The following is a 26,211-nucleotide window of genomic DNA, read 5'->3' as shown; positions in this document are numbered from 1 at the left end:
ATCCCCATTAAGGGATGGCAGCCTCTTTAAAAATCGCTAAAAAGAAATCGAAATTGATTTCAATAGCTCAATGCCGTTACATTAGAGTTCGGCGTAAGAATAAACAATTGCTTATCATTTGCGACCATACGACTACCAGAAGGAACACCATTATCAGCGACTTTATGAGCTGCAACTTCGCCTGTCGTTAGATCAAGTAAATGAACGTAACCACCGCGATCCATCACAGCAACATAATCACGAAAAAACTCTGGTGTAATCAAATCTCGGTCTACAAGATCTTTATTTTCCCAAACTTCAGTGCCATTTTTAGCATTCAATGCAATGACTTTACTGGTCATATCAACAGCAACAAGAAGCTCTCCCTTTACCGCAACACCCACTGAACTAGGGATGCTACGCTGCCATAGTGGTCGACCATTTTCAATTGAAAGTGCGGCCAGCGTACCATTGTAGGCAACGGCGTAAACAACACCATTTTCTACCACTAAACGACCATCTACATCGCTTAGTCGCTCAATTTCGTAACGCCCTTCTGGCTTACCTACATCATAAGACCAAAGTAAATTGCCATCTTGCAAAGAGTAAGCTTTCAATTTTCCACTGGCAAAACCCGCAATGACTTTACCATCGGAAATAATGGGTGCGCTTGTACCACGTACCGTTAAAGATGGCAAATCTTCTTTTGCACGCCACAGCGTATCACCTGCCTCAGCATCCATCACACTCAACCAACCATCGGCTGTTTGAATGGCTATTTTGCCCGCAGCATAAGACGCTTCAGACAATACTTCCGAGCTTAGTGCTTTTTCCCACAAGACAGATTTACTTGCTAAAGAAACAGCGACAAGTTGGGCATCATATGTGCCGAAATACACAATATCGCCATGGCGCGTTACGCCAGCACTTGGTTTGTAATCAGTCGAGAAAGAGTCTTTCTTATCCCCATTATCTTGCGCAAGCTCGTATACTGTTCCCTTATCCGTAACAAAGTACAAAGAGCCGTTTTCTGCAACGAGATTGAAACGCTCACTGGACTCACCAAAATTACCATCAACCCCCGTGCGCCAAGCTGTCTTTAAATCCACCTTACTTTCAATAGAGGGAAGATCTGATAAAGCTGGACGGGAGTTAGAGCAACCTTGAAGGATCAAAGCAGCAAACAAAACAATGTAATAAAGAGACTTGCTCATAATTAGCCTTTCACCAAATCTTTAAGCTTTATATCAAGCAATGGATGATTCACACCTACGCCCAATGACTCACTTGCCTTTTGATAAGCGACACGTGCATCATCACGTTTACCTTGGGCAATTAAGATATCGCCAATGAGCTCTTGCTTCTGTGCAACAAACTCTTCTTCAGATACTTGGTCAGCACGTGTCATTGCACCAGCATAATCTTGTTTCTGAAGCATTAAACGTGCAACACGCAAGTTTGCAATAGCAATAAAAGACACATCTTGAGTTTTGGCAATTGCATCTTCTAAGGCTTTAATTGCCTCATCGTATTTACCATTTTCAGCATCCACTCGAGCTAAAAACAATTGCCCGAACATTGCATAACCTGTATCACCATAATCATCAGCAAGTTGCTTAGCGATAAAAGTTACCGTTTTTTGGTTATTCTCATCACTCAAATCAGCAGAAGCCTGAACCAAGTTTTGATATAACGCAGATGCTTCGCTGATGTAATTAGCTTGATTGGTTTTCCATGCCTGCCAGCCGAAATATCCACCGACAGCAACAGCCACAGCAATCACCAACATCATGCCGTTCTTTTTCCACCAAGATTTAAACGCTTCGATTTGTTCTTCTTCAGTCTTTAATTCAGACACTTTTTCTTCCTCATGCAAGGTACTGCCAAATCATTTATATGGCAGTACTCCATTAAATCAAATTACAACTTGGCGCCAATATAAGCGGCAACATCATCAAGCGGTTGAGATTGTTGCTCACCCGTTGACATATCTTTTATCTGACAAATACCATTATCTACTTCATCTTGCCCTAAGATAATCGTGAAACGAGCCTCTGACCGGTCGGCTTTTTTCATTTGATTCTTAAAGTTTCCACCGCCACAGTGACGTAAAACAACCAAATTTGAATTTTCTTCACGCAACTTCTCGGCTAAGATAAAAGAAGTAAGCTCTGCATCATCCCCCATACTGATAACAAACACATCAGTAGAGAATGTTGCAGCTTCGGGAATTAGGTTTAATGTTTCAAGCAAAAGCACTAAACGCTCAATCCCCATTGCGAAACCAACAGCGGGAGTAGATTTTCCTCCCAATTGCTCAACCAAGCCATCGTAACGGCCGCCAGCGCACACGGTTGCTTGCGATCCCAAATGCGTTGTTACCCATTCAAAAACCGTTTTGCCGTAATAATCCAAACCACGCACTAAACGACGATTGATGACATACGGAATGCCATTGGCCTTCAGAATAGCCTGCAAAAAATCAAAATGGGCTTGAGATTCTTCACCGATAAAATCTTCTAAACTAGGTGCATCTTTTAACACCGCTTGAGTCGACTCATCTTTAGAGTCCAAGATTCTTAGGGGATTTGTTTCTAGACGGCGCTGACTGTCTTCGTCTAGTTGATCTTTAAACTCTGTCAAATAATCAACTAAAGCCGCTTTGTAGTTTTCTCGTTCAGAAGCTAAACCAATCGTATTTAGCTGCAGCTCAACATGCTCTAGCAGACCAAGTTTTTGCCATAGGCGGGCAGACAAGATAATCAACTCAGCATCGATATCTGCAGACCCCATACCAAAGGACTCCACGCCTATCTGATGAAATTGACGATAACGACCTTTTTGGGGACGCTCATAACGAAACATAGGTCCCGTGTACCACAAACGCTGAGTTTGATTAAATAACAAACCAGCTTGATCCGCTGCACGAACACAGCTCGCAGTACCTTCAGGGCGTAAAGTCAAAGATTCGCCATTACGATCATCAAAGGTATACATCTCTTTTTCAACAATATCCGTTGTCTCACCAACACCGCGCTTGAACAAATCCGTATTTTCCACAATGGGAAAACGAATTTGCTGATATCCATAAGACTTAACAACATCTGCTACTGTTTTTTCTAGATATAACCAAACAGAAGATTGATCAGGCAGAATGTCGTTCATTCCCCTGATCGCTTGAATTTTACGAGCCACAATGGATCCTTAATTTTTTACAATGATATTGGCCAATTCCTGTTCTTTTAGGAGAGCCTTTTTACGAATCATTTTTTCTAAATCATCAACAAGCGTTTCATTTTTCGTTTTACTGTCCGGCTTGCCATCTTGATAAATCAAGTTATTCGGCGAACCACCAGCAAGACCAATGTCCGCTTCTTTTGCTTCGCCTGGCCCATTTACCACACAGCCAATAACAGCAACATCCATTGGAATAGTAATATCATCAAGACGCTCTTCTAACTGATTCATCGTTTTAATGACATCAAAATTCTGACGGGAGCAGCTTGGACAAGCAATAAAATTAATGCCTCGATTACGCAACTTCAAACTGCGCAACATATCCCAACCGACTTTAATTTCTTGCACAGGATCAGCCGCCAATGAAACACGTAGCGTATCGCCAATACCGTCCATTAACAGCAAACCAAGACCAATAGAAGATTTTACTGTTCCAGAGCGTAAACCACCCGCTTCAGTAATTCCCAAATGCAACGGATTATCTATTTGACTGGCAATTTTTCGGTAGGCTTCAACCGTCATGAAAATATCAGACGCTTTAAGGCTCAGCTTGTACTCATGAAAGTCTAACTCATCAAAGTATTGGATTTGTCTAAAAGCTGATTCCACCAACGCATCAGGCGTCGGTTCTCCGTATTTTTTTTGCAAATCTTTTTCTAAAGAGCCAGCATTGACCCCGATACGAATGGGAATATTTTTATCGCGGGCACAATCTACCACGGCACGAATACGATCTTTATTACCGATATTACCTGGATTAATTCGCAGGCAATCGACACCATACTCAGCCACTTTCAAAGCAATTTTATAATCAAAGTGAATATCAGCGACTAATGGAATAGAAACCGCTTCGCGTATTTTTTTAAATGCTTCGGCCGCATCCATCGATGGTATTGATACACGAACAATATCTGCTCCCGCCTCGGCAATAGCACGGATCTGAGCCACAGTCGCGTCAACATCACAAGTTTCCGTGTTCGTCATACTTTGAACACTGATTGGCGCACCACCGCCAACCGGAACATTCCCAACCATAATTTGACGAGAGTGGCGGCGTTTAATAGGTGATTCAAAATGCATAGGAGTCTCTACTTGAGCTCAAATCGAGCCAAATCTTTACGTGTAAAAGAAGAAAAATCGAATTCTTCACCTTTGTATTTCAAAGATGAAACACCCTTCGCGTAGCCTAATACAACGCGGTAAGGTGCCTTGCCAGTTAGAGATAACGTACTATTCGCAGACTTCACCCCAGAAAATAAAATTTTCCCTGAGGAATCTCTCACTTCCGTCCAGCAATCCGCATCAAAAGTCATTTCTACTTCATCAGAGTAAGAAGGTAATTTAGGTGCAGCTGCAAGCTCAGCAGGAGCTTCAGCAGTGGCTCTAATGACATCCTCTGGTTTTACGCCAGCCTCTTCCAAAATGGCCCTTGTTTCAGCAGAAAGCCCAGTGACGACATCGTCATTGCTATCCGCTTCTTCGGCATTAGCATTCTCGCTGTTAGATGACGATGAAGTAGATGCTGTATCTTCCACACTACTAGAATCTGAAACAGCAGCATTGGCAAACGTTTCAGGTTGATTAGAATCATCTACCTCAGATTTATTAGGTGCGACATCTTGAGCTGAAGCGGTCTCACTTACTTCACTCTTGACGTTATTAGGTTCGTCCGTTTCACTTGCCTGAGAAGGCCACCAAAAAACCAAAAAGACCAAAACAGCAATGATGACCACAGAAATAAATATAACGATTGGGTCACCAAAATTTGTTTGTTTATTTACTTTATCAACAGGTTTAATCGTTGGCTCTGCATCTTCTCTATCACTATCAAAAGCGCGCAGTATTTCAGAAGGATCTATCTGTAAAAGACGGCAATAACTTTTCAGGAAACCACGAGCAAAAGTAACTGATCGGAAGTATTTAAAATTATTGGCTTCAAGCGCTCTCACTTGATCAATTGGGATTTTTAGCTCGGTAGCAACATATCTTTCATCAAACTCTAGCTCTAATCTTTTGGCTTTTAATCGATTACCAATATTAATGGTGTCCATATTTGTGTTACTTACAGAAGCATCCGTTTGGAAGTCAGTTGTCATGTCAATACCTTGAGCCATTCAGGCATGTAAAATTACTCGCAATTGAATACAGTGTAGGGTCAGTCTCGCGTGCAATTAGATGCCGCGACAGACAGTTGTATTCATCAAAATGCACCGAATCTCGGGCAATTTCTTTATCAGCCTGGATATTATTAAAAATTAAGCGAGCTTTGTCATTACTACCCTGTATTAAAACAAGATTGAGCTCTGTCATCAAACCAATCAGGGGCAAATCCGCAATTTCTTTTGCCTGTTTTAGATAGTTTCCAGCTAAATTTACTTGATTCTGACGTAGAGCGCATCTGGAAAGATTAATTTGCACCGATTGGCGCGTTGCCAAGCCTTTGCTGTCAGCCTTTTCAAAAGCAACACAGGCCTCGTCCCATCGATTTTTTAGCCCTAAAAGCACCCCATAGTTATTCCATACAAAGTCATCATAAGGAAACTTCTGCAGAGCTTTTTCATGGACCAAAAGCGCTTCACTGTAATCTTCAACACTCAACCAATACAAACTGAGCAGTCGCCAATAATCACGCCCTTGGTATGACTCGTCAACTTGGTCAAGTTGCTTTTTTGCTAACCCCCACTGCCCTAACAAAAGATGAGCTTGAACAATTGATAGCTTTTTAGGCTCAGAAATAGGAGGCGGTTCTGGAGAAACGGTTTGATAAGCACAAGATGAGCAAAGCAAGCAATACAATAAAAAAGGCAGTAACCATAAGCGCATACAGACATCCTTGTCATATACAATTTTTTTGAACAGTAAATTAGCTTTTCACTTCTCGTAATTCAATATACTTCTGACTACGGCGAGTTTTATCATGGAAGTCTCCAACCAATTGACCACAAGCCGCATCAATATCATCACCACGGGTCGTTCGAACTGTCACAGTATAACCAGCATCCGCTAGGATTTTCTGGAAGCGACGGGTACGATTATTCGATGGTTTCTCATAACCCGAATGTGGGAAGGGGTTAAATGGAATCAAGTTGATTTTACATTCCAACACTTTAAGAAGCTCTGCCAATTCATAGGCTTGCTCTTCGTTATCATTCACACCAGACATCAATGTGTATTCAATCGTAATATGGCGCTTATCTGGTAAATTTGCCAAGTAATGCTGGCAAGATTCAATTAACTCCGCAATCGGATATTTTTTATTAATCGGCACAAGTTCGTTGCGCAAAGCGTCATTTGGCGCATGCAATGAAATAGCCAAAGATACATCGGTACGTTTTACCAATTCATAAATTTTAGGCACAACACCTGAAGTACTCAAGGTTACACGGCGCTTAGACAAGCCGTACGCATGGTCGTGCATCATAAGAATCATCGAATCAACCACAGGCTCGAAATTCATCAAAGGCTCACCCATGCCCATCATCACCACGTTAGTAACACGACGAGGACCATTCGGATCCATAGGGCCAAACGACTTAATCGCAATCCAAACCTGCCCTATAATTTCAGCTGGCGTTAAATTACGGTTAAAACCCTGCTTACCCGTTGAACAAAAGCTGCAATCTAAAGAACATCCCACTTGCGAAGAAACACACAAAGTCGCTCGATCACCATCTGGAATCAAAACCGTTTCCACGCAATCGTTTTTGCCACCGTCAGTGCGAATAATCCACTTTCGCGTACCATCACTGGAGATATTCTGAGAAACCACTTCTGGCCCACGAATCTCACAAATTTGCTCTAATTTTGCTCGCAACGCCTTGCTGACATCGGTCATTTCGTCAAAGCTTTCTGCTCCCTTTTGATGGATCCATTTGATCACTTGTGTTGCGCGAAATTTCTTTTCGCCAATGGATTCAAAGAACTCAATCAGTTTGTCAGGAGATAAACCCAACAGGTTTACTTTTTTGATGTCAGTCATAATTCAATGTCGCTTGCTGTAGTTAGCATTAAGTGTAAACGAAAAAAGCCTCTGAAAAGAAAAGTCTTTTCAGAAGCCTCTGTAAAAAAGCGGGCTAACGCCCGCTTTTTAAAAACAGATCGGACATAAAGGTCCTAGCTGTCAATTACTTACCGAAGAAGTAAGCAATTTCACGAGTTGCAGATTCAACAGAATCAGAACCGTGAACAGCGTTTGCATCGATAGACGTTGCGTAATCTGCACGCAAAGTACCAGCAGTCGCTTCTTTAGGGTTAGTTGCACCCATAAGTTCACGGTGACGAAGAACAGCGCCTTCACCTTCAAGAACAGAAACAACTACAGGACCAGACGTCATGAAAGCAACCAAATCTTTGTAGAAAGGACGCTCTTTGTGCTCAGCGTAAAAACCGCCAGCCAATTCGTCGTCTAGTTGAATCATTTTAGCTTCAACGATTTTAAAACCAGCACGCTCAAAACGAGTGTAGATTTCGCCGATTACGTTTTTAGCAACAGCATCTGGCTTGATGATTGATAGAGTGCGTTCTAACGCCATGGTATAACTCCAAATTAAATTTAAAGGGGCGATGCCTTTTGCATGGCCCGGGACTTAAAAGTTCAGCGCGCGTATTATACGCAGCAATTCATTAAAATTGTATGATCAAACGAACATTATTTATTCAAACATCAATAAAAGTACAAATTCTTACCTCTAAGCCACAGATCTAAGACGTCCCACTGCATTTTTAATCGTCTCAGCCGCAAAATCCACCTCTTCTTCCGTGGTAAATCGTCCTACGGAAAGACGCAAGGAACTGTGCGCTAAATCATCGGCCAAACCAATGGTTCGCAACACATAAGACGGCTCTAAACTTGCCGACGTACATGCCGATCCAGATGAGACAGCAATATCACTCAAAGACATCAATAACACTTCTCCATCAACACCAGAGAAGCCAACATTCAATACGCCGGCAACGCGGTTATCAGCATCGCCATTCAGGTGCACACCCGATAGCTCAGTTAAAGAGGACCACAAACGTTCACGCAAGGCTTTGATGCGGGCACAATCTCGCTCCATTTCTTCACCAGCCAAACGAAACGCTTCGCCCATACCGACAATTTGATGTGTTGCCAAAGTACCAGAACGCATACCGCGCTCATGACCACCACCGTGAATTTGCGCCTCTAGCTTCACTTTTGGCGAGCGTCTTACAAACAAAGCACCAATGCCTTTTGGACCATAGGTTTTATGAGCCGTCAGTGACATCAAATCTACTTTCATAGCATTAACGTCAATCTCAATTTTACCTGTGGTTTGCGCTGCATCCACATGAAGAAACACACCATGCGATCGCGTTAATTCACCAATCGCTGCAATATCTGTCAGCACACCAAGTTCATTATTGCCATGCATCAAGGAAACTAAAATAGTGTCTTCACGCAGCGCTTCTTCAACTTGCCTCGGTGAAATCACACCATGAACATCTGGCTGTAAATAGGTTACTTCAAAGCCGTCTTTTTCAAGCTGCTTACAAGGGTCCAAAACCGCCTTATGCTCAATCATCGACGTAATAATATGGCGGCCTTTTTGACGATAAGCATGAGCAACACCTTTCAGTGCCAAGTTATTGGCTTCCGTTGCGCCTGAGGTCCAAACAATCTCACGAGAGTCCGCTTTAATTAAACTCGCCACCTGCAACCTAGCCTCTTCCACAGCTTCTTCTGCACGCCAACCAAATAGATGAGAACGGGAAGCTGGGTTACCAAAATTACCGTCTTGCGTTAAACACGCCATCATTTTTTCAGCCACTCTGGGGTCGACTGGCGTGGTAGCAGAATTATCTAGGTAAACCGGGGTGTTCATTTAACGCTCTCCAATAAAAATTAAACGGCTACTTTTTACAATCAAAAAAGTTAAACTGCGGCCTGTGCGATGCCTTTTATGCGACCAACAATGGAGCGTAAACCATTACCACGAGTTGGGCTTAAGTGCCTTTCAAGATCGAGCTCTTCGAAGTACGCCGTAATATCGAAATCTAAAATTTCTTGCGGTGTTTTATGGTCCAATGCCGCCAAAACTAAACCAAGTAAGCCGCGAACAATAATCGCATCGCTGTCTACCGCAAACGTTAGCACTTCACCTTTTGTTGCATCTTGCTCGCTACCTGGCTGTATCCAAACGCTACTCTGACAACCTTTCACCAAACGTTCAGGCGTACGCCACGCGTCATCAAACTCTGGCAAAGATTTACCCAAATCAATAATGTACTTGTACTTATCTTCCCAATCGTCAAAAAACGATAGATCGTCCACGATATCTTCCGTACTAGGTAAAGCCATGACTAACCTCTTTTTGCACTAAGCCTATTAAAACAAAAACGGCTTTGGCTAAGCGCCAAGGCCGTTTCCTATTGTATTCGATTTTAATCTATGACCGAAGCTAGACAAAGCTAAAAGAAAAGACCCGCTTCTAGTTGCGCCTCTTCACTCATCATTTCTCGTGACCAAGGCGGATCAAATACCAGATCTACCTTTACAGTTTCGACATTAGGCACTTTCGCCACACGATACTTAACGTCACCCACTAAAACAGGCCCCATTCCGCAACCCGGAGCGGTCAATGTCATATCGATCAAAACAGACTTATTTTCTTGATCTACCGTTACTTTATAAACTAATCCTAACGACACCAAACTAATCGGAATCTCTGGATCATAAATTGTATCTAACGCTTGCCAAACCTGCTCTTCATTCACTTCGCCAGTACCGAGGTCTTCAAAATCTAGAACCTCTGGCTGCTGACCAATTGCTTCAGCGTCGGTTCCATCTATACGCAGCATATTACCTTGCCAAGTGACAGTGTAATTACCACCCAAACTCTGATTAATCGTTATAAACTGACCTTCAGGAATACTAACTGGCTCACCGCTTGGCACTCGTCGCGCAGGGCAAGCACGGTTTGTAACTACCATTTTTTGCATGAAGTTAACTCACACTAAAGCTTTCGCCACAGCCACATTCAGCTACAACGTTAGGGTTTTTAAACTTCACAACTTCGTTAACGCCTTCGCGTACCAAGTCAATCTCGGTGCCTTTCAACATAGTGGTTGATTGCGCATCAACCGCAAGCGTGACACTGCCAAACTCTAATACCGTGTCTTCTTCCAAAGCACTATCAACAATATCAAGCACATAAGAAAAACCGGTACAACCACTTTCTTTGGTACTTAACCGAATAAGCTTGCCGGGCTGTTTTGTCAATTTTGAGGCAAAATATTTCTGTGCAGAAGCGGTTAAAGACACGCTAGAGACAGGATCAAACGTTGTTACTGTCATTGAAACCTCCTAAGCCAGCATTGTTCGCACTTTTTTCAGTGCCACAAACAAAGCGTCAACTTCTTCTAATGTATTATAAATCGCGAACGATGCTCGCGCGGTACCAGGAACATTAAAACGCGCCATCAAAGGCTGCGCACAATGGTCACCAGTACGAACAGCAATCCCCTGACGATCCAATAAAAAACCGATATCAGCGGGATGCCCTTGATCCATCACAAAGCTTAGTACGCCAATTTTTTCCTTGGCTGTACCAATAATGGTTAAACCGTCAAACTCTTCAGCCAGCGCTGTTGCTCGATCCAATAAAGCCTTTTCGTGGGCAGCAACCGCTTCTTGATCCAAGGCACTAAACCAACGAACAGCTTCGCCCATGGCAATGGCATCACCCACATTGGGCGTACCTGCCTCAAAACGATAAGGCAATACGTTCCAAGTAGCATCCTGCAAAGTTACGGTGGAAATCATCTCGCCACCAGTGCGCCATACTGGCCAAGTAGACAATACTGATTCTTTACCCCACAACACTCCGACACCCATTGGTCCGTAGATTTTATGCCCTGAAAAGGCATAAAAGTCACAGCCGATGTCTTGTACATCAACATAACCATGAGCAGCCCCTTGGGCACCATCTACCAGCACCCAAGCTCCGACTTTTTTCGCTTTAGCCGTCATTTCTTTAATGGGATTCACGGTACCTAACGCATTAGAAACATGCGGAAAAGCCACAAACTTTGTATGCTCGTTCAGCATGGCATCATAAGCAGCTTGATCTAACTCACCAGCATCTGTAACGGGAATCGTTCTTAAAGTGGCGCCTGACGCTTTGCAGGCTTGCTGCCAAGTAACGAGATTGGCGTGATGGTCCATTCCAGTCGCGATAACTTCATCACCCGGCGACAGCAAAGACCCCAAACCATTGGCGACTATATTAATCGCCTCGGTAGTGCCAGTTGTCCAAATCACTTCTTCACGTTTCGGCGCATTGATAAAGTCTTTGACAATATCTCGTGCATCTTCAAAGCGACGTGTTGCCTCATCCGCAAGACGATGGGCACCACGATGCACATTGGAATTGCATGTCGAGTAATAATCAACCAAAGCATCAATCACACACTGTGGCTTTTGCGTTGTCGCTGCATTATCGAGATAAACAAGTGGATTACCATCAATGACGCGTTTTAAAATCGGAAATTGCTCGCGGATAGCCGCTACATCAAAACTCATTCGATTCTCGCTTACTTTACTTCCATTTGCGCAAAGCGCTCACGGATAATAGGACGAATCCACTCTGCTAATGCGGCGTTTGGCATCAAATCAATCAGCTCATTAATAAAGCCAAAGTTAAGCATTACTTGCGCTTTCGAACGGCTTACACCTCGAGTCTGTAAGTAATACAAAGCCTGTTTATCAATCTGAGCAACCGTAGCACCATGAGCACATTTCACATCATCTGCGTAAATTTCTAACTCAGGCTTAGTGTTAATCTCGGCCTTATCAGATAACAGCAAATTGCGATTATTCAACTCTGCCAAGGTTTTCTGCGCATCACGATGTATATGAATACGGCCATTAAATACAGCGCGAGAACGATCCGCGACGATACAACGAACGTTTTCTTCTGTTTTACCATTTGGCATAGCGTGCTCAACCGTCGCATGAAGGTCAAACAACTCTTTACCATCCAGCAAATACATGGCATTTAACTTAGCATCTGCAAACTCACCCGCATGAATAATATCTGTATCCAAACGAGACAACTCACTACCAAAACCAACGATTGTGCTGTTCATTTTCGCATGGTCATGCAAATTAAAGTGACTACCACCAATAGCAAGATTACTTCCTGTTTGCAGGGCAAAACGGTAATGTTCTAGACGCGCATTAGCGCCTACATTGTATTCAACAAATGCTGTATTAAAGCTATCACCTTGCGCCTGCACATCTTCAATCACGGTTAATTTAGAACCCGTAGCTAAAGTCACTTGGACGCGTGTATGAGATTCAGCCCCTAGGCTCAACAAAGAGCTAATACGAATCGGCTGAGCAATCTCAACGTCTTGTGCAACAGAGACAACAACCACATCTTTGGCAAGTGCATCGTTTACCAAACCAAAGATATGACGTTCTGGCTTTATCGTCGAAAACGCATTTAGTGCATCGGCTTGTTGTGCTGCCCCCAAATCACCACCTAAGGCAATAGACAGACCTTTAGGCAACGATTTTGATAATTGTGTCTGATCAAACTGACCATTTACAAACACCAATTCGATAGCAGACAAATCCGCAATAGTGACAGGCGATAAATCAACCTTGTCACTAATCATTTTAGCCGGTGTACGCTCTACTGGGCGAAGCGGCGTGTAACGCCATGCTTCCGTTTTGCGTGTTGGCCACTTTGTATTTGCTAAAACTTCAAGGGCATGCGCTCGCTTCGGCGCCAACCAATCATGAATACCTTGCGCTCGAGTAATGGCGCTTTCTAACCATTCACTCATGCCTTACCCCTCAAGTTCGTCTTCAGACGGCTCTTTTTGCAACCAAGCATAGCCTTGAGCTTCTAACTCAAGAGCAAGGGAAGCATCGCCACTCTTAACGATTTTACCGTCAGACAATACATGCACGAAGTCAGGTTTAATATAATCCAAAAGACGCTGGTAATGCGTCACAACAATGAAACTACGATCAGCAGAACGCTGGCTGTTTACACCTTCAGCAACCACTTGTAGCGCATCGATGTCCAAACCTGAGTCCGTTTCATCAAGGATGCAAAGCTTTGGCTTAAGCAATAACATTTGCATTAGTTCATTACGCTTTTTCTCACCACCAGAGAAGCCTTCGTTAACACCACGCTTCAAAAAAGCCACTGGTAAGTTAACTTGTTTACAAGCCGCTTTTGCTTCTTTCAAGAAGTCAGCAGACGTAATAGCGTCTTCACCACGCGCTTCACGCTGCGCATCAACTGATGCTTTTAAAAACTCTAAATTGCTTACACCAGGAATTTCGACTGGGTATTGGAATGCCAAGAATAAACCAGCGCGAGCACGGTCTTCTGTTTCCATTTCTAGCAAATCTTCACCGCCAAGCGTCACACTACCGCTTTCGACACTGTAACCATCGCGACCAGACAAAACATAGCCTAGGGTACTTTTACCAGCACCATTTGGGCCCATGATCGCGTGAACTTCACCCGGTTTGATATCTAGATCTAAGCCTTTGATGATTTGTTTTTCTTCAACACTGGCGTGCAAATCTTTTATCGTCAACAAACTGTTCGTGTTCGACATCTTTAATAATTCCTTAACCTACTGAGCCTTCAAGGCTTATTTCTAGTAACTTGCCAGCTTCAACGGCAAATTCCATTGGTAATTCTTTAAATACTTCCTTACAGAAGCCATTCACAATCATGGATACGGCTTTTTCAGGATCAAGACCACGCTGACGACATAAGAACATCTGCTCGTCGCTGACTTTAGACGTCGTTGCTTCGTGCTCCACAATAGCGGACGGATTACGGCTTTCCACATAAGGGAAAGTATGCGCACCACACTGATCTCCGATCAGCAAAGAATCACACTGAGTGAAGTTACGTGCGCCCTCAGCGCCTGGGTTCATACGAACAAGTCCACGGTAACTATTGTTACTTCGGCCTGCCGAAATGCCTTTGGAGATAATGGTGGACTTGGTGTTTTTACCAAGGTGAATCATTTTGGTCCCCGTGTCTGCTTGCTGACGACCACGTGTCAAAGCAACCGAGTAAAACTCACCAACACTGTTATCACCTTTCAAAATACAGCTTGGATACTTCCAAGTAACAGAGGAACCAGTCTCTACTTGCGTCCAAGAAATTTTGGCGTTGGTATGACAAATACCGCGCTTCGTCACAAAGTTATAAATGCCACCTTTACCATTCTCATCACCTGGGTACCAATTCTGCACTGTTGAGTACTTAATCTCAGCGTTATCCATGGCAACCAATTCTACAACAGCAGCATGCAACTGGTTCTCATCACGCTGTGGCGCTGTACAACCTTCTAGATAACTTACATGACTGCCCTCATCGGCAACAATCAAGGTACGCTCGAACTGACCAGTATTTTGCTCATTGATACGGAAATAAGTAGACAGCTCCATTGGGCAGCGAGTGCCTTTAGGAATATAAACAAAAGAACCATCGGTAAAGACGGCACAGTTCAAGGCTGCATAGTAATTGTCTTTCTTAGGAACCACACTGCCGATGTATTTTTTAACAAGGTCAGGATACTTATGAACCGCTTCAGAAATTGGGCAAAAGATAACGCCCGCTTCTTCTAGCTTTTCACGGAATGTCGTCACCACAGAAACGGAATCAAATACCGCATCAACTGCGATACCAGCCAACATTTGTTGCTCTATCAGAGGGATGCCAAGTTTCTCATAGGTGCGCAACAATTCAGGATCAACTTCGTCTAACGACTTAGGTTTATCCTTCATGCTTTTTGGTGCCGAATAGTAAGAAATAGACTGAAAATCTATTTTTGGATAATCGACTAACGCCCATTCAGGCTCTTCCATTTCTAACCATTCACGAAATGCACTTAGGCGCCATTCGAGCATCCATTCAGGCTCGCCTTTCATTCCAGAAATACGACGAATAACATCCTCATTTAAACCAGGTTCAAATGTTTCTGATTCTACATCAGAGACAAAACCCGCTTCGTATTCCCGTGCCAGCGCCTTATCTATCTGCTCAGTCATATAAAAACTCACTCAATTATAGTCACTAACGCCCTGTGAATCAGTGCGTTAAGCTCTACTAATTTATTCTCTATTTAATCAACAATGGCCGCACTAATTTTGTCATCTTCAAGACAACGTTGTCGGCTTTCGAATTCTTGCCTTTCTGCAACTTGACGCACATCATTTCGACGTACTAACTGTTCTAGACTAATTTGATTTAAAAAGTCGTGTATTTGATCGCTTAAATCGCACCACAAATGGTGGGTAAGGCAAGTGTTACCACTTTGGCAATCACTTCGCCCTTTACAACCTGTTGCGTCGACTGATTCATTAACTGCGTCGACTATTTGCGCAACAAAAATATCATTATTCGGACGACTCAAACGGTATCCACCACCAGGGCCTCTCACACTATTTACCAATGATTTTTTGCGAAGCTTGGAGAACAGTTGCTCAAGATAAGATAACGATATCCCTTGTCGACTCGAAATATCAGACAAAGACACTGGCCCTTGATCTGAGTGTAATGCCAGATCAAGCATGGCGGTTACCGCATAACGACCTTTTGTTGTCAGGCGCATAAGCTATCCAATTAAAATTATTCACTGAGGGTAAATAGTACACAAAACCTACTGTTTTGATCAAGTATTTACCTGACTATTTTAGTAGGTTATTACTCACACCCAATAACTGTGGCGTATTTTACGTGCACCAAAGAAAAAACTAAACTGTTGAATGAGTTTAAAAAGCGGTACTACCATGTTGGGAAAGCCTTCAGTAACAAAAGCCTTGTCCTTTTCACGCAAACAAGCACACTATTAACCTCAATGAGTAGAACAAAAAGGAAACACCATGCCATCAAAACCTATTGATGATAAAAACCTTCAGGAAGAAGCACCCAAAAAAAAGCCTATAATGCTGATTATCGCTTTTTTCCTATGCTTTATTTTTAGTGTTGGTGCATCTTCTGGCATTACTTACTTTCTCCTGCAACCTTCGCCGGAAGAGACTCAGTTCGCGGAAGAAATAACGCAACAAAGCACTCTACTCTCAAATGTTGAGCAAACACTTTCCAAACAAGATGCCAAAATAGAAGCAATTGAAGAGCAAAATGATGTTCTTAAGCTTTATCTAAGACACAGCAGCGCAACAGCATTAAAAAATATTTTGATAGATCAAGAACAAAATATTCAGTCTTATTTAAAAGTCATGAAATCGGCTATGAGAGACCTGTCTGCACTTAGCCCACGAACTACTGACTGGAATGACGAATATCAATATCAGCTGGATTTGGCATTAAAAGGTAGCCTAGAAAGAGAGGACTTACTGAAACTACTAAAGACGGGTGAACCAAACGAAAAAAGTCAGTAGCCGTTAAGGAAGGTGCAAACAAGTCCTCTTGTCTCAGCATGTGGATAAAAGCCTGTTGTTCGAGGCGAGTGCCGAATGTGAATAGTGGTTCTATTTTCGAGGTGCTCAACAAAGAATACTGGCTTTTAGAGCATGCCCTGCGGGTCTTTCAGAGAAAACGCCACATGTCGTTGCGACTCTTTGAAAGGTACCTACATTCCTTCAGAGTCGCGCCTTATTTGACGATTTCTCTGAAAGACTGAGGCTTAGTAGACTTATTCGCACCTTCCTTAACTTTCAACAATCGAGAAGGATATACTCTTGCTATTCTCTACGATGAAAAACACTAAAATCTTAAAAGTATATGACATTATTAAAACCAGCTTCTGGTTTACACCCTGCCTGATTCTGTCCCTCACTATTTTAGGCTGTGTGTCTCTGTTGTTTATTGATTTATACACCAACCTAAACGCTGTCATTTGGCTAAGTTTTTTATACCATGCCGATGCTGGCATAACTCGCGACCTTCTCACTACGGTTGCCGCTAGTGTCATGACAGTCGTTAGTATCACGTTTTCCATCACCATAGTTGCACTTACTAACGCCTCCTCCCAATTTGGACCAAGGCTAATACGTAACTTTATGGAAGACTCAAGTACTCAAATAGTACTTGGTGTCTTCATATCTTTGTTTGTCTATTGTTTGATTCTTGTACGAACGACGGATGATTTTGCCAATGGAGCATTCCTTCCAGGCTTAACGATTGCTGGTGCGATAGCAATGACGCTATTCGGCATTCTTCTGCTCATCTACTTTATTCACCATGTGTCTCTAAATCTGCAATCTGACAGTGTCATAGACAATGTTTATCAAGAGCTGCAATACAGCATAAATCAGATTTTTAAACAGCAAAAAGAGGAAGAAGACACCAATACCTCAGACAAGACTAATCAGTATAAAACCACCAAGGATACAAAAAGCAGCGACAAACAGTTTGAGTTCAAAAGCCACTCATGTGGCTATATTCAAGTCATTAATTACGCAAGCCTAACCAGCTTAATGACGAAACTAGATGGTCACCTGAATATCTCTGTCAACCCAGGGGATTTTATCGTAAATCGTATGGTAGTTATGACGAGTGACATAAAACAGTTTTCAGAAGAAGATAAGCAAACACTACACGAATGCTTTACCCTAGGTCCAAAACGCACTCCAATACAAGATCCAGAGTTTGCCGTTCACCAACTGGTTGAGATTGCCCTAAGGGCGCTATCTCCTGGTATCAACGACCCGTACTCGGCGATCGCCTGCATTGATAAACTGACAGCCGCCGTTTGTGACCTGACTCAAAAGAACTTCCCTGAAGGTCTTACTTATGATGACAATGGAACAGAAAGAGTGATCTACAAAACAACATCGTTTGAAAATCTTGCCAACATTGCCTTTGATCAAATTCGCCAGTATTCACGAACATGCTTAGCGGTACAACTGCGCCAATTAGATGGGTTAATTCGTATTGCCGAACAAGCAAATCATGCAACTCACTGGTCTTTCATTCATCATCAAAAGCTCATGATTGAACACGAATTAGAGCAACAGAACTTAGTAGATTTAGATAAAAAAGAAATATTCACCCGACTACAAACCTTAAGCAAGCGATTAGAGGAAGCATAAAAGCCGCCAGCGATTTAGACTAGTTTTCAAAGTAAGCTAATCCTCCATGAGACAAAGTGACAAGCTGATTGGATAATGATCAGAAGAATAAACCTCTGTATGTACATGTACATCAACAACACTCAATCCACGGCAATAGATATGATCAAGGTGACGAAATAAGTGACCGAGTCTTGGCTGTCGCGTAATCTGCACTTCTTCTAACGAACATGACATGGCCAACTTATCAAAATACTGCATTCTTTTTTTATTCCAAGTATTAAAATCACCTGCGAATAATATTGGCCCTTTGTGGTGCTCCAGTGCTTGAAAAGCCTGATCCAAATGCGCACTGAACTTCTCAAAGGAAACAAAGTTGATCATATGAGTATTAATAACGAGCAACGACTGCTCAATGGAAGCCCCGGGCAAACTTACTAGAGGGTACTCAGTCGCTAACACCATTTTTTTAGTGTTAGTCACAGGCTCACTATGGGCTGAAGCCGAAAAAAAATGCTGGCTTGCCAAAACCCTTGACCCTGTCTTAACACCCGTTTCAATATTAGATTTTACGTTCCTAAAGCTGCTCGCCATAATCCACTGAAGTTGTGTAGATTGATTAAAAAGAGCATCGAAAGGTGAGTTTAAAATAGCCTCTTGTAGCAGAATTAAATCTTTATCGTCAGTCAGAGAAATAAAATCATTCTGCCAACCCTTTCGTTTACATTTGAACACGTTCCACAGTAATACTTTGATATTTGGCCCCATAAACGCTTTAGAGGCACTCCCCATTACTTTTAGCGACTCAACAGCGCTATATCGACTTTTGATCATAAAGGTGGCCTCAACAAATACGAATCAATCACAAATATGGAGAAAACAAACGAAACAAGTTATTACGGACTTTTTTAAAGATAGGTAGTTTACTCATATCTTCTTCTAATACTTGCTCAGCATTAAATTTCTTCTTCTCAAACAGCTCTGTAAGCTGCGTATTTAGGCCAGTGTCAAAACACTCTAAATTGATTTCGAAGTTAAATTCCAAGCTTCTTGCGTCCCAATTAGTAGATCCTATGAATGACCAAATATCATCGATAAGAACGATTTTACTGTGATCAAACGGTCTCTTGTTTTTAAATATCTTTATCCCATGCTCTATGATTCTGGAGTAATTTGCTTCCATGACCCAATCAACGAAAAGAATATTACTGTGTTCGGGCACAATAATTTCTACAGATACGCCACGCAAGGCAGCTGCATGAAGAGACGTCATCAATGTCTGATCTGGAATAAAATAAGGCGTAATGATCCGGACGCTTTTCTGCGCGTAGACTAGCGCATTAATTAATGTCCAGCGTATTCTATTATGATGCTCATCTGGGCCATCTTGAATGACTCGGGAAACAACCTTGTTACCAGCTTTCGATTTCAAAGCAATTGCTTTATAAGTAGGAAATTGAATCAATTCCCTTGTGGCAAAAAACCAGTCCTCTATAAACACTTGGCTAATCTGGTCAATAACGGGACCCGTCACTCTAAAATGAACATCATCAATCGGATGTTTAGCAGAGTTTACTTGGTTATTTTTACTGATGTTCATACCACCAATATAAGCTTCTTCACCATCGACACAGAGTATTTTTCTATGGTTTCTCAAATTAATGAAACGAATGCCTGTCAGTGAAATGGCAGGTAAAAATTGCGCTGTTCTCACGCCTCGACTCTTTAATGCTCTATCGGATTTACGCCAACTATACCCAACACCTATTCCATCTAATAAAACATGAACGACCACCCCTCGCAGCTTTGCTTGAGCTAAAGCATTAACAAATTGTCGTCCGAGCGAGTCGTAATCAAAAATATAACTCGATAAAACAATATGTTGCTTTGCCGATTGAATGGATTTAATCATCGCTGGATAAGCATTATCACCGTTCACCAGAAGCTCAACACTATTCTCATCAACATAATGCACTGGATGGAGAGCGTATCCTGCAGTAATAGAAGAGTGCCAATGTTTAGGTAAGCCGTGAAAGGCAATACAATCCTCTTTATATCGAAAGTCTTGCTTAAGACTGTGAGGGTGTTCTCTCTTTGCTATGCGCCTAATGCGGTTGATACCAAATAACCAGTAAAACAGGCTGCCTAACACAGGCGAAAATATCACTAGACCTATCCAAGCAAGAGAAGTACGTTCATTCTCTTTGAACAGCAGCACATGCAAAGAGGCCACCACAGACAAACCAATATGCAACACTACAATAATAGTTACCCAGTGAAAGCTAATCCATTCAAATAATGTCTCTAATACCTGCATAAACTCCCACTCTAATAATATGCCATCAATACCCGCTACTTTTATCAACTATTTCATATGTGATAAGTTACACCAATAATCAATGAGATAAAGTGGTTTTCAGAAATCTTACGAGGTATTAAGGCAAAAAATGACGAATGACCGAGACATAATTGCTCGACTGCGAGAGCGAATTCCAGCCTTTAAATGCAAATCAGGTTGTCACGATTGTTGCGGGCCTGTCACAGCCTCTTCGGAAGAAATGTTACGACTGCCCATTAAATCCGATGCCGAACATGAAGCAGCTTTAGAAGAGCTAAATTGTGTTCACTTAGGGCCAAATGGCTGCGAAGTCTACGACGAACGCCCATTAATTTGCCGACTTTTCGGCACAACACCTAAAATGGCTTGCCCCAATGATTGCGGACCAGAAACCATGGTCGATGCTGAAATTGAGGATCAGGTCCATCACTACATAGCCAGAACCAGACAAGTCTTAGTATAAATATTCATACCCAATGAATAACGAGAGCGATGAATCAATATTTTCAATCATCACTCTCTGGGTATTTTTAATACTCTATTGGCACGAGCAGATGTTGTGCAAAGGCCCCATCATTACAAAGAACAAGCCAACAAAGTCCCCTGTTTAATAGCCCGTTTCGCATCCAGCTCTGAAGCCACATCCGCTCCACCAATAAAATGTACTGTGTGACCAATTTCAGCTTCTAACAATCGATTTGGCTCTTGTCCCGCGCATACAACAATCGTATCGACATCAAGACAACGAGCTTCGCCATTTACTGTTAAATGCAGCCCTTCGTCATCAATACGTTGATAATCACAGTCTGACAAAAAGACAACGCCTTTTTTCGACAATTCGGTACGATGAATCCAACCTGTCGTTTTACCTAAATTAGCACCTACCTTGCTTTTCTTACGCTGTAATAAAAAGATCTCTCGCTCTGCTTTTGCAAAAACAGGCTTAACACCTTCCACGCCACCACGAGCTGAAAAACTCATATCAACGCCCCATTGAGACATGAAGTCTGCAATTTTTTGCTCTTTATGAGCTGTTGAATGCATTAAGTACTCACTGATATCGAAACCAATACCGCCAGCACCAATGACAGCCACACGCTTGCCAACTGGTTTGCCATTCATCACCTCTAAGTAACTTAGTACTTTTTGATGTTCTACCCCTTCAATCTCAGGCGTTCTAGGTAAGATCCCCGTTGCCAGTACCACTTCATCAAAACTCTCTTTTTTTAGAAGGTCGCCATCTACTCGGGTATTCAACTGCAGATTAACACCAGTTAGTTCAACCTGACGTGAAAAATAGCGCAAAGTTTCATAGAACTCACCTTTACCTGGGATTCGTTTGGCAATATTAAATTGTCCACCAACTTCATTACCTGCATCATATAAGGTAACAATATGACCGCGCCTAGCTGCCGTGGTTGCAAAAGCTAAACCTGCAGGTCCAGCCCCCACAACAGCAATACGCTTAGGAGAATCAACTGGTGTAATAACAATCTCTGTCTCATGACACGCTCTTGGGTTAACCAAACAGGATGTCATTTTTTGATCAAAAACATGATCTAAACAGGCTTGGTTACAGGCAATGCAGGTATTAATTTCATCGCCGCGGTTTTGCTCCGCTTTTACCACAAATTCAGGATCGGCAAGGAAAGGCCTCGCCATAGAGACAATATCCGCATCACCACGAGTCAGTACTTGCTCTGCCACTTCAGGCGTATTAATTCGGTTAGAAGTAACCAAAGGAACAGTCAAGGATTTACGCAGCTCTGCGGTTACCCAAGTAAATGCCGCTCGTGGCACTTTGGTAGCAATCGTCGGCACTCTCGCTTCGTGCCAGCCAATTCCTGTACTAATGATACTTGCGCCTGCTTTTTCGATAGCAAGGCCAAGTTTCACCACTTCTTCAAGGTCACTCCCTCCTTCAACAAGGTCCAACATAGACAATCGGTAGATAATAATAAAATCACGACCAACTGCTTCTCGAATTCGTCTGACTATCTCTGTCGGTAACTTAATGCGATGGTCGTATTCTCCGCCCCACTCGTCCTCACGTTGGTTGGTTCGAGCGGCAATAAATTGATTTAGCAAGTAACCTTCTGACCCCATCACTTCAACGCCGTCATAACCGGCTTTTTTCGCTAAAACAGCGGCGTTGATAAAATCAGCAATTTGCTTTTCAATACCTTCAGGCGTCAATGCCTCAGGCTTAAAAGGGTTAATAGGTGCTTGCAAAGCTGACGGTGCAACTAACTTGGGGTTATAAGCATAGCGCCCCGTATGCAAGATTTGCATGCATATCTTTCCTCCTTCTACATGAACTGCATCAGTAATGATTCGGTGCTTCTCTACATCCTCTTCGGACGCCATTTTTGCAGCCCCCGCGTAAACAGCACCTTCAGAGTTAGGTGCTATGCCACCAGTAACGATCAGTCCTACTCCGCCACGAGCACGTTCTGCATAAAAGACAGCCATTCTCTCTACTCCGCCCTTTACCTCTTCTAAACCTAAATGCATAGATCCCATTAATACTCGATTTTTTAGCTGAGTAAATCCTAGATCTAACGGTTCAAATAAATTTGGATAGGTTGAATGGCTCATAATCATGACTCGCTTTGTTTATTATTTTTTAAATTGCTGCTGCCCGCATGCAATTTTGACACTGTCAAGATAGGTTTTCATTTTGACATTGTCAAGATAGAAGTATCTAATCGGCCCATGTCGACATTAAAAACACAATATCACCACGGTGATCTCACTAAATCTTTACTTAAATCCGCTTCTTTAATCATAAAAGAAAAAGGCGTCGAAAGTCTTAGTATGCGCAAACTTGCAGACACCGTTGGTGTTTCAAGAACAGCGCCTTATCATCACTTCAAAGATAAGAATGCATTGCTTTGCGCACTGGCAGAGCAAGGCTTTTGTGAACAAGAAAAAATACTCAAAGTTTTAAGAGCACAAAAAAACACCGCTGAAGAAGGTTTCAGTAAATATGTTCACGCATATTTAGATTATGCACTTCAACATAATGAAACCTACGATCTTATGTATGGTAGGGCACTGTGGAAAGCCGGCAATCCAAGCGACTCACTCAAGGCGGCTTCTAAACAAACCTTTAAAGCATGGATCGATTGGGTAGAAGAATTACAAGAGCAAAACATACTGCCAAATAACAACACACCACTAAGAATAGGACAAACAACCTGGGCCAGCCTTCACGGACTAGCTCGGTTGTTTATTGATGGAATCTACCTAGATAAGGAAGATTTGTCAGATATGGTTGAGCAAATGATTAAGAACCTTTGCTCAACCAGCACCTAAATTAGACCGAGTATTCGATAATAATTGCTCTTTACGTAGTCGCCTAATATCCCGGTGACTTAAGTACAGTAACGGCGTAATTACAAAAATCGACCCTAGGAAAACACCCAAGTCCGGTGTATCACCAAAGATCCACCACCCTAACAAGAAGGCAAAAATCAAACCTGAATACTCAGCGCTAGTGACTTTACTTGACGCCACATAACGATAACCAACTAAGCAAGAAACACTGTATAAGATAGAACAAACCGATGATAAAGCAGCGTAGATCAAAACTTCAAATTCAAACTTTTCACCCTCCCAAATTGCTAGCCCACTAACCATAGGTAACGCAAAAAGCTGGGTCACAAATAAACCATAAAACATACTTTGTTCTTGAGGTATTTTTTTAATCAATAAGCTATTTGCCGCCAGAACAACCGCAAAAAGAATCGCACTAATCATGGCAAACGTCACCTCAGTCGGCCTTAGAATCACCAAAATACCAATAAAGCCCAACACAACAGCGAGCACAACATCTACACTCAAACGTTCTTTATAGAAAAAAGCACCAAACAGCATAATAAAAATAGGCGCAGCATAAAACACAGCATTCGCTGTCGCCAATGATAGCTCAGACAATGAAATAACAAGGAGAACAGCACCTAAAACCCACAGGTTTCCTCGAAGAAAATGCAACTTTAGGCCTAATCTTGCTGCTGATTTAGGTGAGCGTAAGTATTTCATGACTGCAATTGGGCACAGAATCAGACACATACAAACAGCACGAAAAAAAGTAAATTGAAAAATGGCAACATCCGCACCAGCCATCTTAATAAAGACATCACATAGGGTGGCAAAAAAACTTCCTAATACAAGAATTAAAATAGCGCTACTCACTGTTCGACCCGACACAACTCTTCTCCAAAGACACTTATTGCTATATTTCCCTCAGCTTAATTAGTTCAAATCATTAGATAAAGTGATATATTTAAGTTAAGTATTAGTTATTTGGATAAATAATATGTTACCTCCGCTAAAGTCCCTTCCCGTCTTCGAAGCCGTCGCTAGACTAAACAGCTTTTCTCAGGCAGCCAGCGAGCTCAATGTCAGCCAAAGCGCAGTTTCACATCAGATAAGGATTCTAGAAAATTACTTGGGAGAAAGCCTCTTCCATAGACAAGGAAGAAACCTAGAGTTAACAAAAGAAGGAAAACATTATTTAGACTCAATCAGCAATTCATTGCTGCAAATCGAAGAAGCGACAAACCATATTAAAGGCCAACAAAAAACTAACATTAGACTGGCCGTATACAGCTCATTTGCTGTTTATTGGTTAATACCAAGACTTCCTGAGCTGAGACACTTACATCCCAATCTAGAACTTAGCATTGAGATGAGTCATGGCACTCCAGACCTTTCCGATCGTACTGCTGATTTCTTTATAACGACAGAAAAAGAAAAGCGAGGATTTCTATTTGAATCTCTTTATCAAGAAGAGCTATTCCCGGTTTGTAGCCACAGCTACCTTGAGACGATAAAAAATAAATTGGGGACAATAACGAACCAAGAGCTGAAGAATAAATTAAACACGAATCCCAGCTTACTTGCCCAATTTCCACTTATAACTTCTTACAGCATCTATGATCGACACACAGAGGACTGGAAACGTTGGTTTGCAAATTTAAGCCTTCTTCTGCCAGAAGGCATTCAATTCCACCGATTCAGCCACCTTATGCTCGCTTATGAAGCAGCTAAGCACTCGCTGGGGATAGCACTTGTTAACGACTACATGATGAATGAAAAAAATGATGAAACAGCGCTAATAAAACTCCCCTGTAGTGCATTTAAAACAGGTGACAACTTTTATATAGCATACAAAGAAAGCAGAAAAGATGAAGAAGCTATAAGATCTTTAAAAGGATGGTTAAAAAAAGAGGCTATGAATCTTATTAACGTCTAAACCTAAGATAAAATGAACTTAGATAGCATAATCCCTTTATGCCTTTGACTTTGCTTAATGCATTAGCCAAGACGAAAAAAAGCCCTGGCAGCGTTAGCTATCAGGGCCTTCTTAATTTAAAGCTTGATGATGATCTATTTTCACATGCTTGTCTGTTATAAAGAGCCCCACGTGCTTATCCCCTTGCGGGATTACCATCGGCGATGGCGAGCGCCCGCTGCTTGCAAAAAGTTCGAGATGGAGAAGGCGGTTCAGTCTCTTCGTATTCAAGTTTTCTCCAGACGAAAAAAAGCCCTGACAGCGTTAGCTATCAGGGCCTTCTTAATTTAAAGCTTGACGACGACCTACTCTCACATGGGA

Annotated in this window: 26 protein-coding genes; 5 read left to right on the top strand and 21 right to left on the bottom strand. The window is 42.2% G+C overall.

Translation table 11 applies throughout. The annotated features are described in order from the left end of the window. Window positions 1–59: 59 nt before the first annotated feature. The 17 genes from bamB to iscR form a co-directional block, all read right to left on the bottom strand. On the bottom strand, window positions 60–1,193 hold the full coding sequence (gene bamB, locus AC2A4J_RS06535) for an outer membrane protein assembly factor BamB (RefSeq protein WP_484175383.1): 1,134 nt from the start codon (window positions 1,191–1,193) through the stop codon (window positions 60–62). Window positions 1,194–1,195: 2 nt separating this feature from the next. After that, entirely contained in the window at window positions 1,196–1,837 is a 642-nt protein-coding gene (locus AC2A4J_RS06530) for a YfgM family protein (RefSeq protein ID WP_484175382.1), read from the bottom strand. A gap of 62 nt (window positions 1,838–1,899) precedes the next feature. Then, window positions 1,900–3,174, bottom strand: a complete 1,275-nt coding sequence (gene hisS, locus AC2A4J_RS06525; protein ID WP_484175381.1) for a histidine--tRNA ligase — start codon at window positions 3,172–3,174, stop codon at window positions 1,900–1,902. Between the two features lie 9 nt (window positions 3,175–3,183). Beyond that, window positions 3,184–4,296 (bottom strand): flavodoxin-dependent (E)-4-hydroxy-3-methylbut-2-enyl-diphosphate synthase, encoded by a 1,113-nt coding sequence (gene ispG, locus AC2A4J_RS06520; protein ID WP_255828365.1) that lies wholly within the window; start codon window positions 4,294–4,296, stop codon window positions 3,184–3,186. Window positions 4,297–4,304: 8 nt separating this feature from the next. Continuing rightward, window positions 4,305–5,312, bottom strand: a complete 1,008-nt coding sequence (locus AC2A4J_RS06515) for a RodZ domain-containing protein (RefSeq protein ID WP_484175380.1) — start codon at window positions 5,310–5,312, stop codon at window positions 4,305–4,307. Window position 5,313: 1 nt separating this feature from the next. After that, window positions 5,314–6,039, bottom strand: coding sequence for a hypothetical protein (locus AC2A4J_RS06510; protein ID WP_484175379.1), 726 nt, complete (start codon window positions 6,037–6,039; stop codon window positions 5,314–5,316). A gap of 40 nt (window positions 6,040–6,079) precedes the next feature. Then, window positions 6,080–7,195 (bottom strand): dual-specificity RNA methyltransferase RlmN, encoded by a 1,116-nt coding sequence (rlmN, locus tag AC2A4J_RS06505; RefSeq protein ID WP_484175378.1) that lies wholly within the window; start codon window positions 7,193–7,195, stop codon window positions 6,080–6,082. Between the two features lie 145 nt (window positions 7,196–7,340). Then, window positions 7,341–7,748: a nucleoside-diphosphate kinase gene (ndk, locus tag AC2A4J_RS06500; RefSeq protein ID WP_024022239.1), complete on the bottom strand. Its 408-nt coding sequence runs from the start codon at window positions 7,746–7,748 to the stop codon at window positions 7,341–7,343. Window positions 7,749–7,904: 156 nt separating this feature from the next. Further along, window positions 7,905–9,059: an IscS subfamily cysteine desulfurase gene (locus AC2A4J_RS06495; protein WP_484175377.1), complete on the bottom strand. Its 1,155-nt coding sequence runs from the start codon at window positions 9,057–9,059 to the stop codon at window positions 7,905–7,907. Between the two features lie 50 nt (window positions 9,060–9,109). After that, on the bottom strand, window positions 9,110–9,535 hold the full coding sequence (locus tag AC2A4J_RS06490) for a SufE family protein (RefSeq protein ID WP_484175376.1): 426 nt from the start codon (window positions 9,533–9,535) through the stop codon (window positions 9,110–9,112). A gap of 110 nt (window positions 9,536–9,645) precedes the next feature. Then, window positions 9,646–10,176: a putative Fe-S cluster assembly protein SufT gene (sufT, locus tag AC2A4J_RS06485; RefSeq protein ID WP_484175375.1), complete on the bottom strand. Its 531-nt coding sequence runs from the start codon at window positions 10,174–10,176 to the stop codon at window positions 9,646–9,648. Between the two features lie 4 nt (window positions 10,177–10,180). After that, window positions 10,181–10,531, bottom strand: a complete 351-nt coding sequence (locus AC2A4J_RS06480; RefSeq protein ID WP_114411597.1) for a HesB/IscA family protein — start codon at window positions 10,529–10,531, stop codon at window positions 10,181–10,183. 9 nt (window positions 10,532–10,540) lie between these two features. Further along, complete coding sequence (locus AC2A4J_RS06475) at window positions 10,541–11,758, bottom strand: aminotransferase class V-fold PLP-dependent enzyme (RefSeq protein ID WP_484175374.1); 1,218 nt, start codon at window positions 11,756–11,758, stop codon at window positions 10,541–10,543. Window positions 11,759–11,769: 11 nt separating this feature from the next. Then, window positions 11,770–13,029 carry a Fe-S cluster assembly protein SufD gene (gene sufD / locus AC2A4J_RS06470; RefSeq protein WP_484175373.1) on the bottom strand — a complete coding sequence of 420 codons (1,260 nt, stop codon included), beginning with the start codon at window positions 13,027–13,029 and terminating at the stop codon, window positions 11,770–11,772. Between the two features lie 3 nt (window positions 13,030–13,032). Further along, window positions 13,033–13,818: a Fe-S cluster assembly ATPase SufC gene (sufC, locus tag AC2A4J_RS06465; RefSeq protein WP_255828355.1), complete on the bottom strand. Its 786-nt coding sequence runs from the start codon at window positions 13,816–13,818 to the stop codon at window positions 13,033–13,035. Between the two features lie 13 nt (window positions 13,819–13,831). Further along, complete coding sequence (sufB, locus tag AC2A4J_RS06460) at window positions 13,832–15,268, bottom strand: Fe-S cluster assembly protein SufB (protein WP_255828354.1); 1,437 nt, start codon at window positions 15,266–15,268, stop codon at window positions 13,832–13,834. Between the two features lie 74 nt (window positions 15,269–15,342). Continuing rightward, window positions 15,343–15,831: a Fe-S cluster assembly transcriptional regulator IscR gene (gene iscR, locus AC2A4J_RS06455; RefSeq protein WP_484175372.1), complete on the bottom strand. Its 489-nt coding sequence runs from the start codon at window positions 15,829–15,831 to the stop codon at window positions 15,343–15,345. 271 nt (window positions 15,832–16,102) lie between these two features. On the opposite strand from iscR, the gene AC2A4J_RS06450 reads away from it, so the two are divergent. After that, complete coding sequence (locus AC2A4J_RS06450) at window positions 16,103–16,621, top strand: hypothetical protein (RefSeq protein ID WP_484175371.1); 519 nt, start codon at window positions 16,103–16,105, stop codon at window positions 16,619–16,621. Window positions 16,622–16,921: 300 nt separating this feature from the next. Next, window positions 16,922–18,274 (top strand): DUF2254 domain-containing protein, encoded by a 1,353-nt coding sequence (locus AC2A4J_RS06445; RefSeq protein WP_484175370.1) that lies wholly within the window; start codon window positions 16,922–16,924, stop codon window positions 18,272–18,274. A 36-nt stretch (window positions 18,275–18,310) separates the two neighbouring features. Here the strand turns inward: AC2A4J_RS06445 and AC2A4J_RS06440 are convergent, their stop codons facing one another. Then, window positions 18,311–19,087: an endonuclease/exonuclease/phosphatase family protein gene (locus tag AC2A4J_RS06440; protein ID WP_484175369.1), complete on the bottom strand. Its 777-nt coding sequence runs from the start codon at window positions 19,085–19,087 to the stop codon at window positions 18,311–18,313. 28 nt (window positions 19,088–19,115) lie between these two features. Then, the gene (gene cls, locus AC2A4J_RS06435; RefSeq protein WP_484175368.1) at window positions 19,116–20,618 is read right to left on the bottom strand and encodes a cardiolipin synthase; all 1,503 of its coding nucleotides are present in this window, start codon (window positions 20,616–20,618) and stop codon (window positions 19,116–19,118) included. A gap of 82 nt (window positions 20,619–20,700) precedes the next feature. Here cls and AC2A4J_RS06430 point away from each other — a divergent pair, with 82 nt between their 5' ends. Continuing rightward, window positions 20,701–21,054, top strand: a complete 354-nt coding sequence (locus AC2A4J_RS06430; RefSeq protein ID WP_255828348.1) for a YkgJ family cysteine cluster protein — start codon at window positions 20,701–20,703, stop codon at window positions 21,052–21,054. A gap of 113 nt (window positions 21,055–21,167) precedes the next feature. Here the strand turns inward: AC2A4J_RS06430 and AC2A4J_RS06425 are convergent, their stop codons facing one another. Continuing rightward, window positions 21,168–23,189, bottom strand: coding sequence for an oxidoreductase (locus AC2A4J_RS06425; RefSeq protein ID WP_484175367.1), 2,022 nt, complete (start codon window positions 23,187–23,189; stop codon window positions 21,168–21,170). Between AC2A4J_RS06425 and AC2A4J_RS06420 the strand changes: the two genes are divergently transcribed. Beyond that, window positions 23,181–23,909 carry a TetR/AcrR family transcriptional regulator gene (locus AC2A4J_RS06420; RefSeq protein WP_484175366.1) on the top strand — a complete coding sequence of 243 codons (729 nt, stop codon included), beginning with the start codon at window positions 23,181–23,183 and terminating at the stop codon, window positions 23,907–23,909. The two genes, AC2A4J_RS06425 and AC2A4J_RS06420, sit on opposite strands and share 9 nt — an antisense overlap. On the opposite strand, the gene AC2A4J_RS06415 is transcribed toward AC2A4J_RS06420, so the two are convergent. After that, on the bottom strand, window positions 23,895–24,803 hold the full coding sequence (locus AC2A4J_RS06415) for a DMT family transporter (protein ID WP_484175365.1): 909 nt from the start codon (window positions 24,801–24,803) through the stop codon (window positions 23,895–23,897). The two genes, AC2A4J_RS06420 and AC2A4J_RS06415, sit on opposite strands and share 15 nt — an antisense overlap. A 109-nt stretch (window positions 24,804–24,912) precedes the next feature. Between AC2A4J_RS06415 and AC2A4J_RS06410 the strand changes: the two genes are divergently transcribed. Beyond that, window positions 24,913–25,851, top strand: a complete 939-nt coding sequence (locus AC2A4J_RS06410; RefSeq protein WP_484175364.1) for a LysR substrate-binding domain-containing protein — start codon at window positions 24,913–24,915, stop codon at window positions 25,849–25,851. The last annotated feature ends 360 nt before the right edge of the window (window positions 25,852–26,211 follow it).

The organism is Marinomonas sp. ATLA20 (assembly GCF_057180105.1).
Note: the sequence above shows the minus strand (reverse complement) of the source record. Positions and strands in the feature narration are given on the sequence as shown.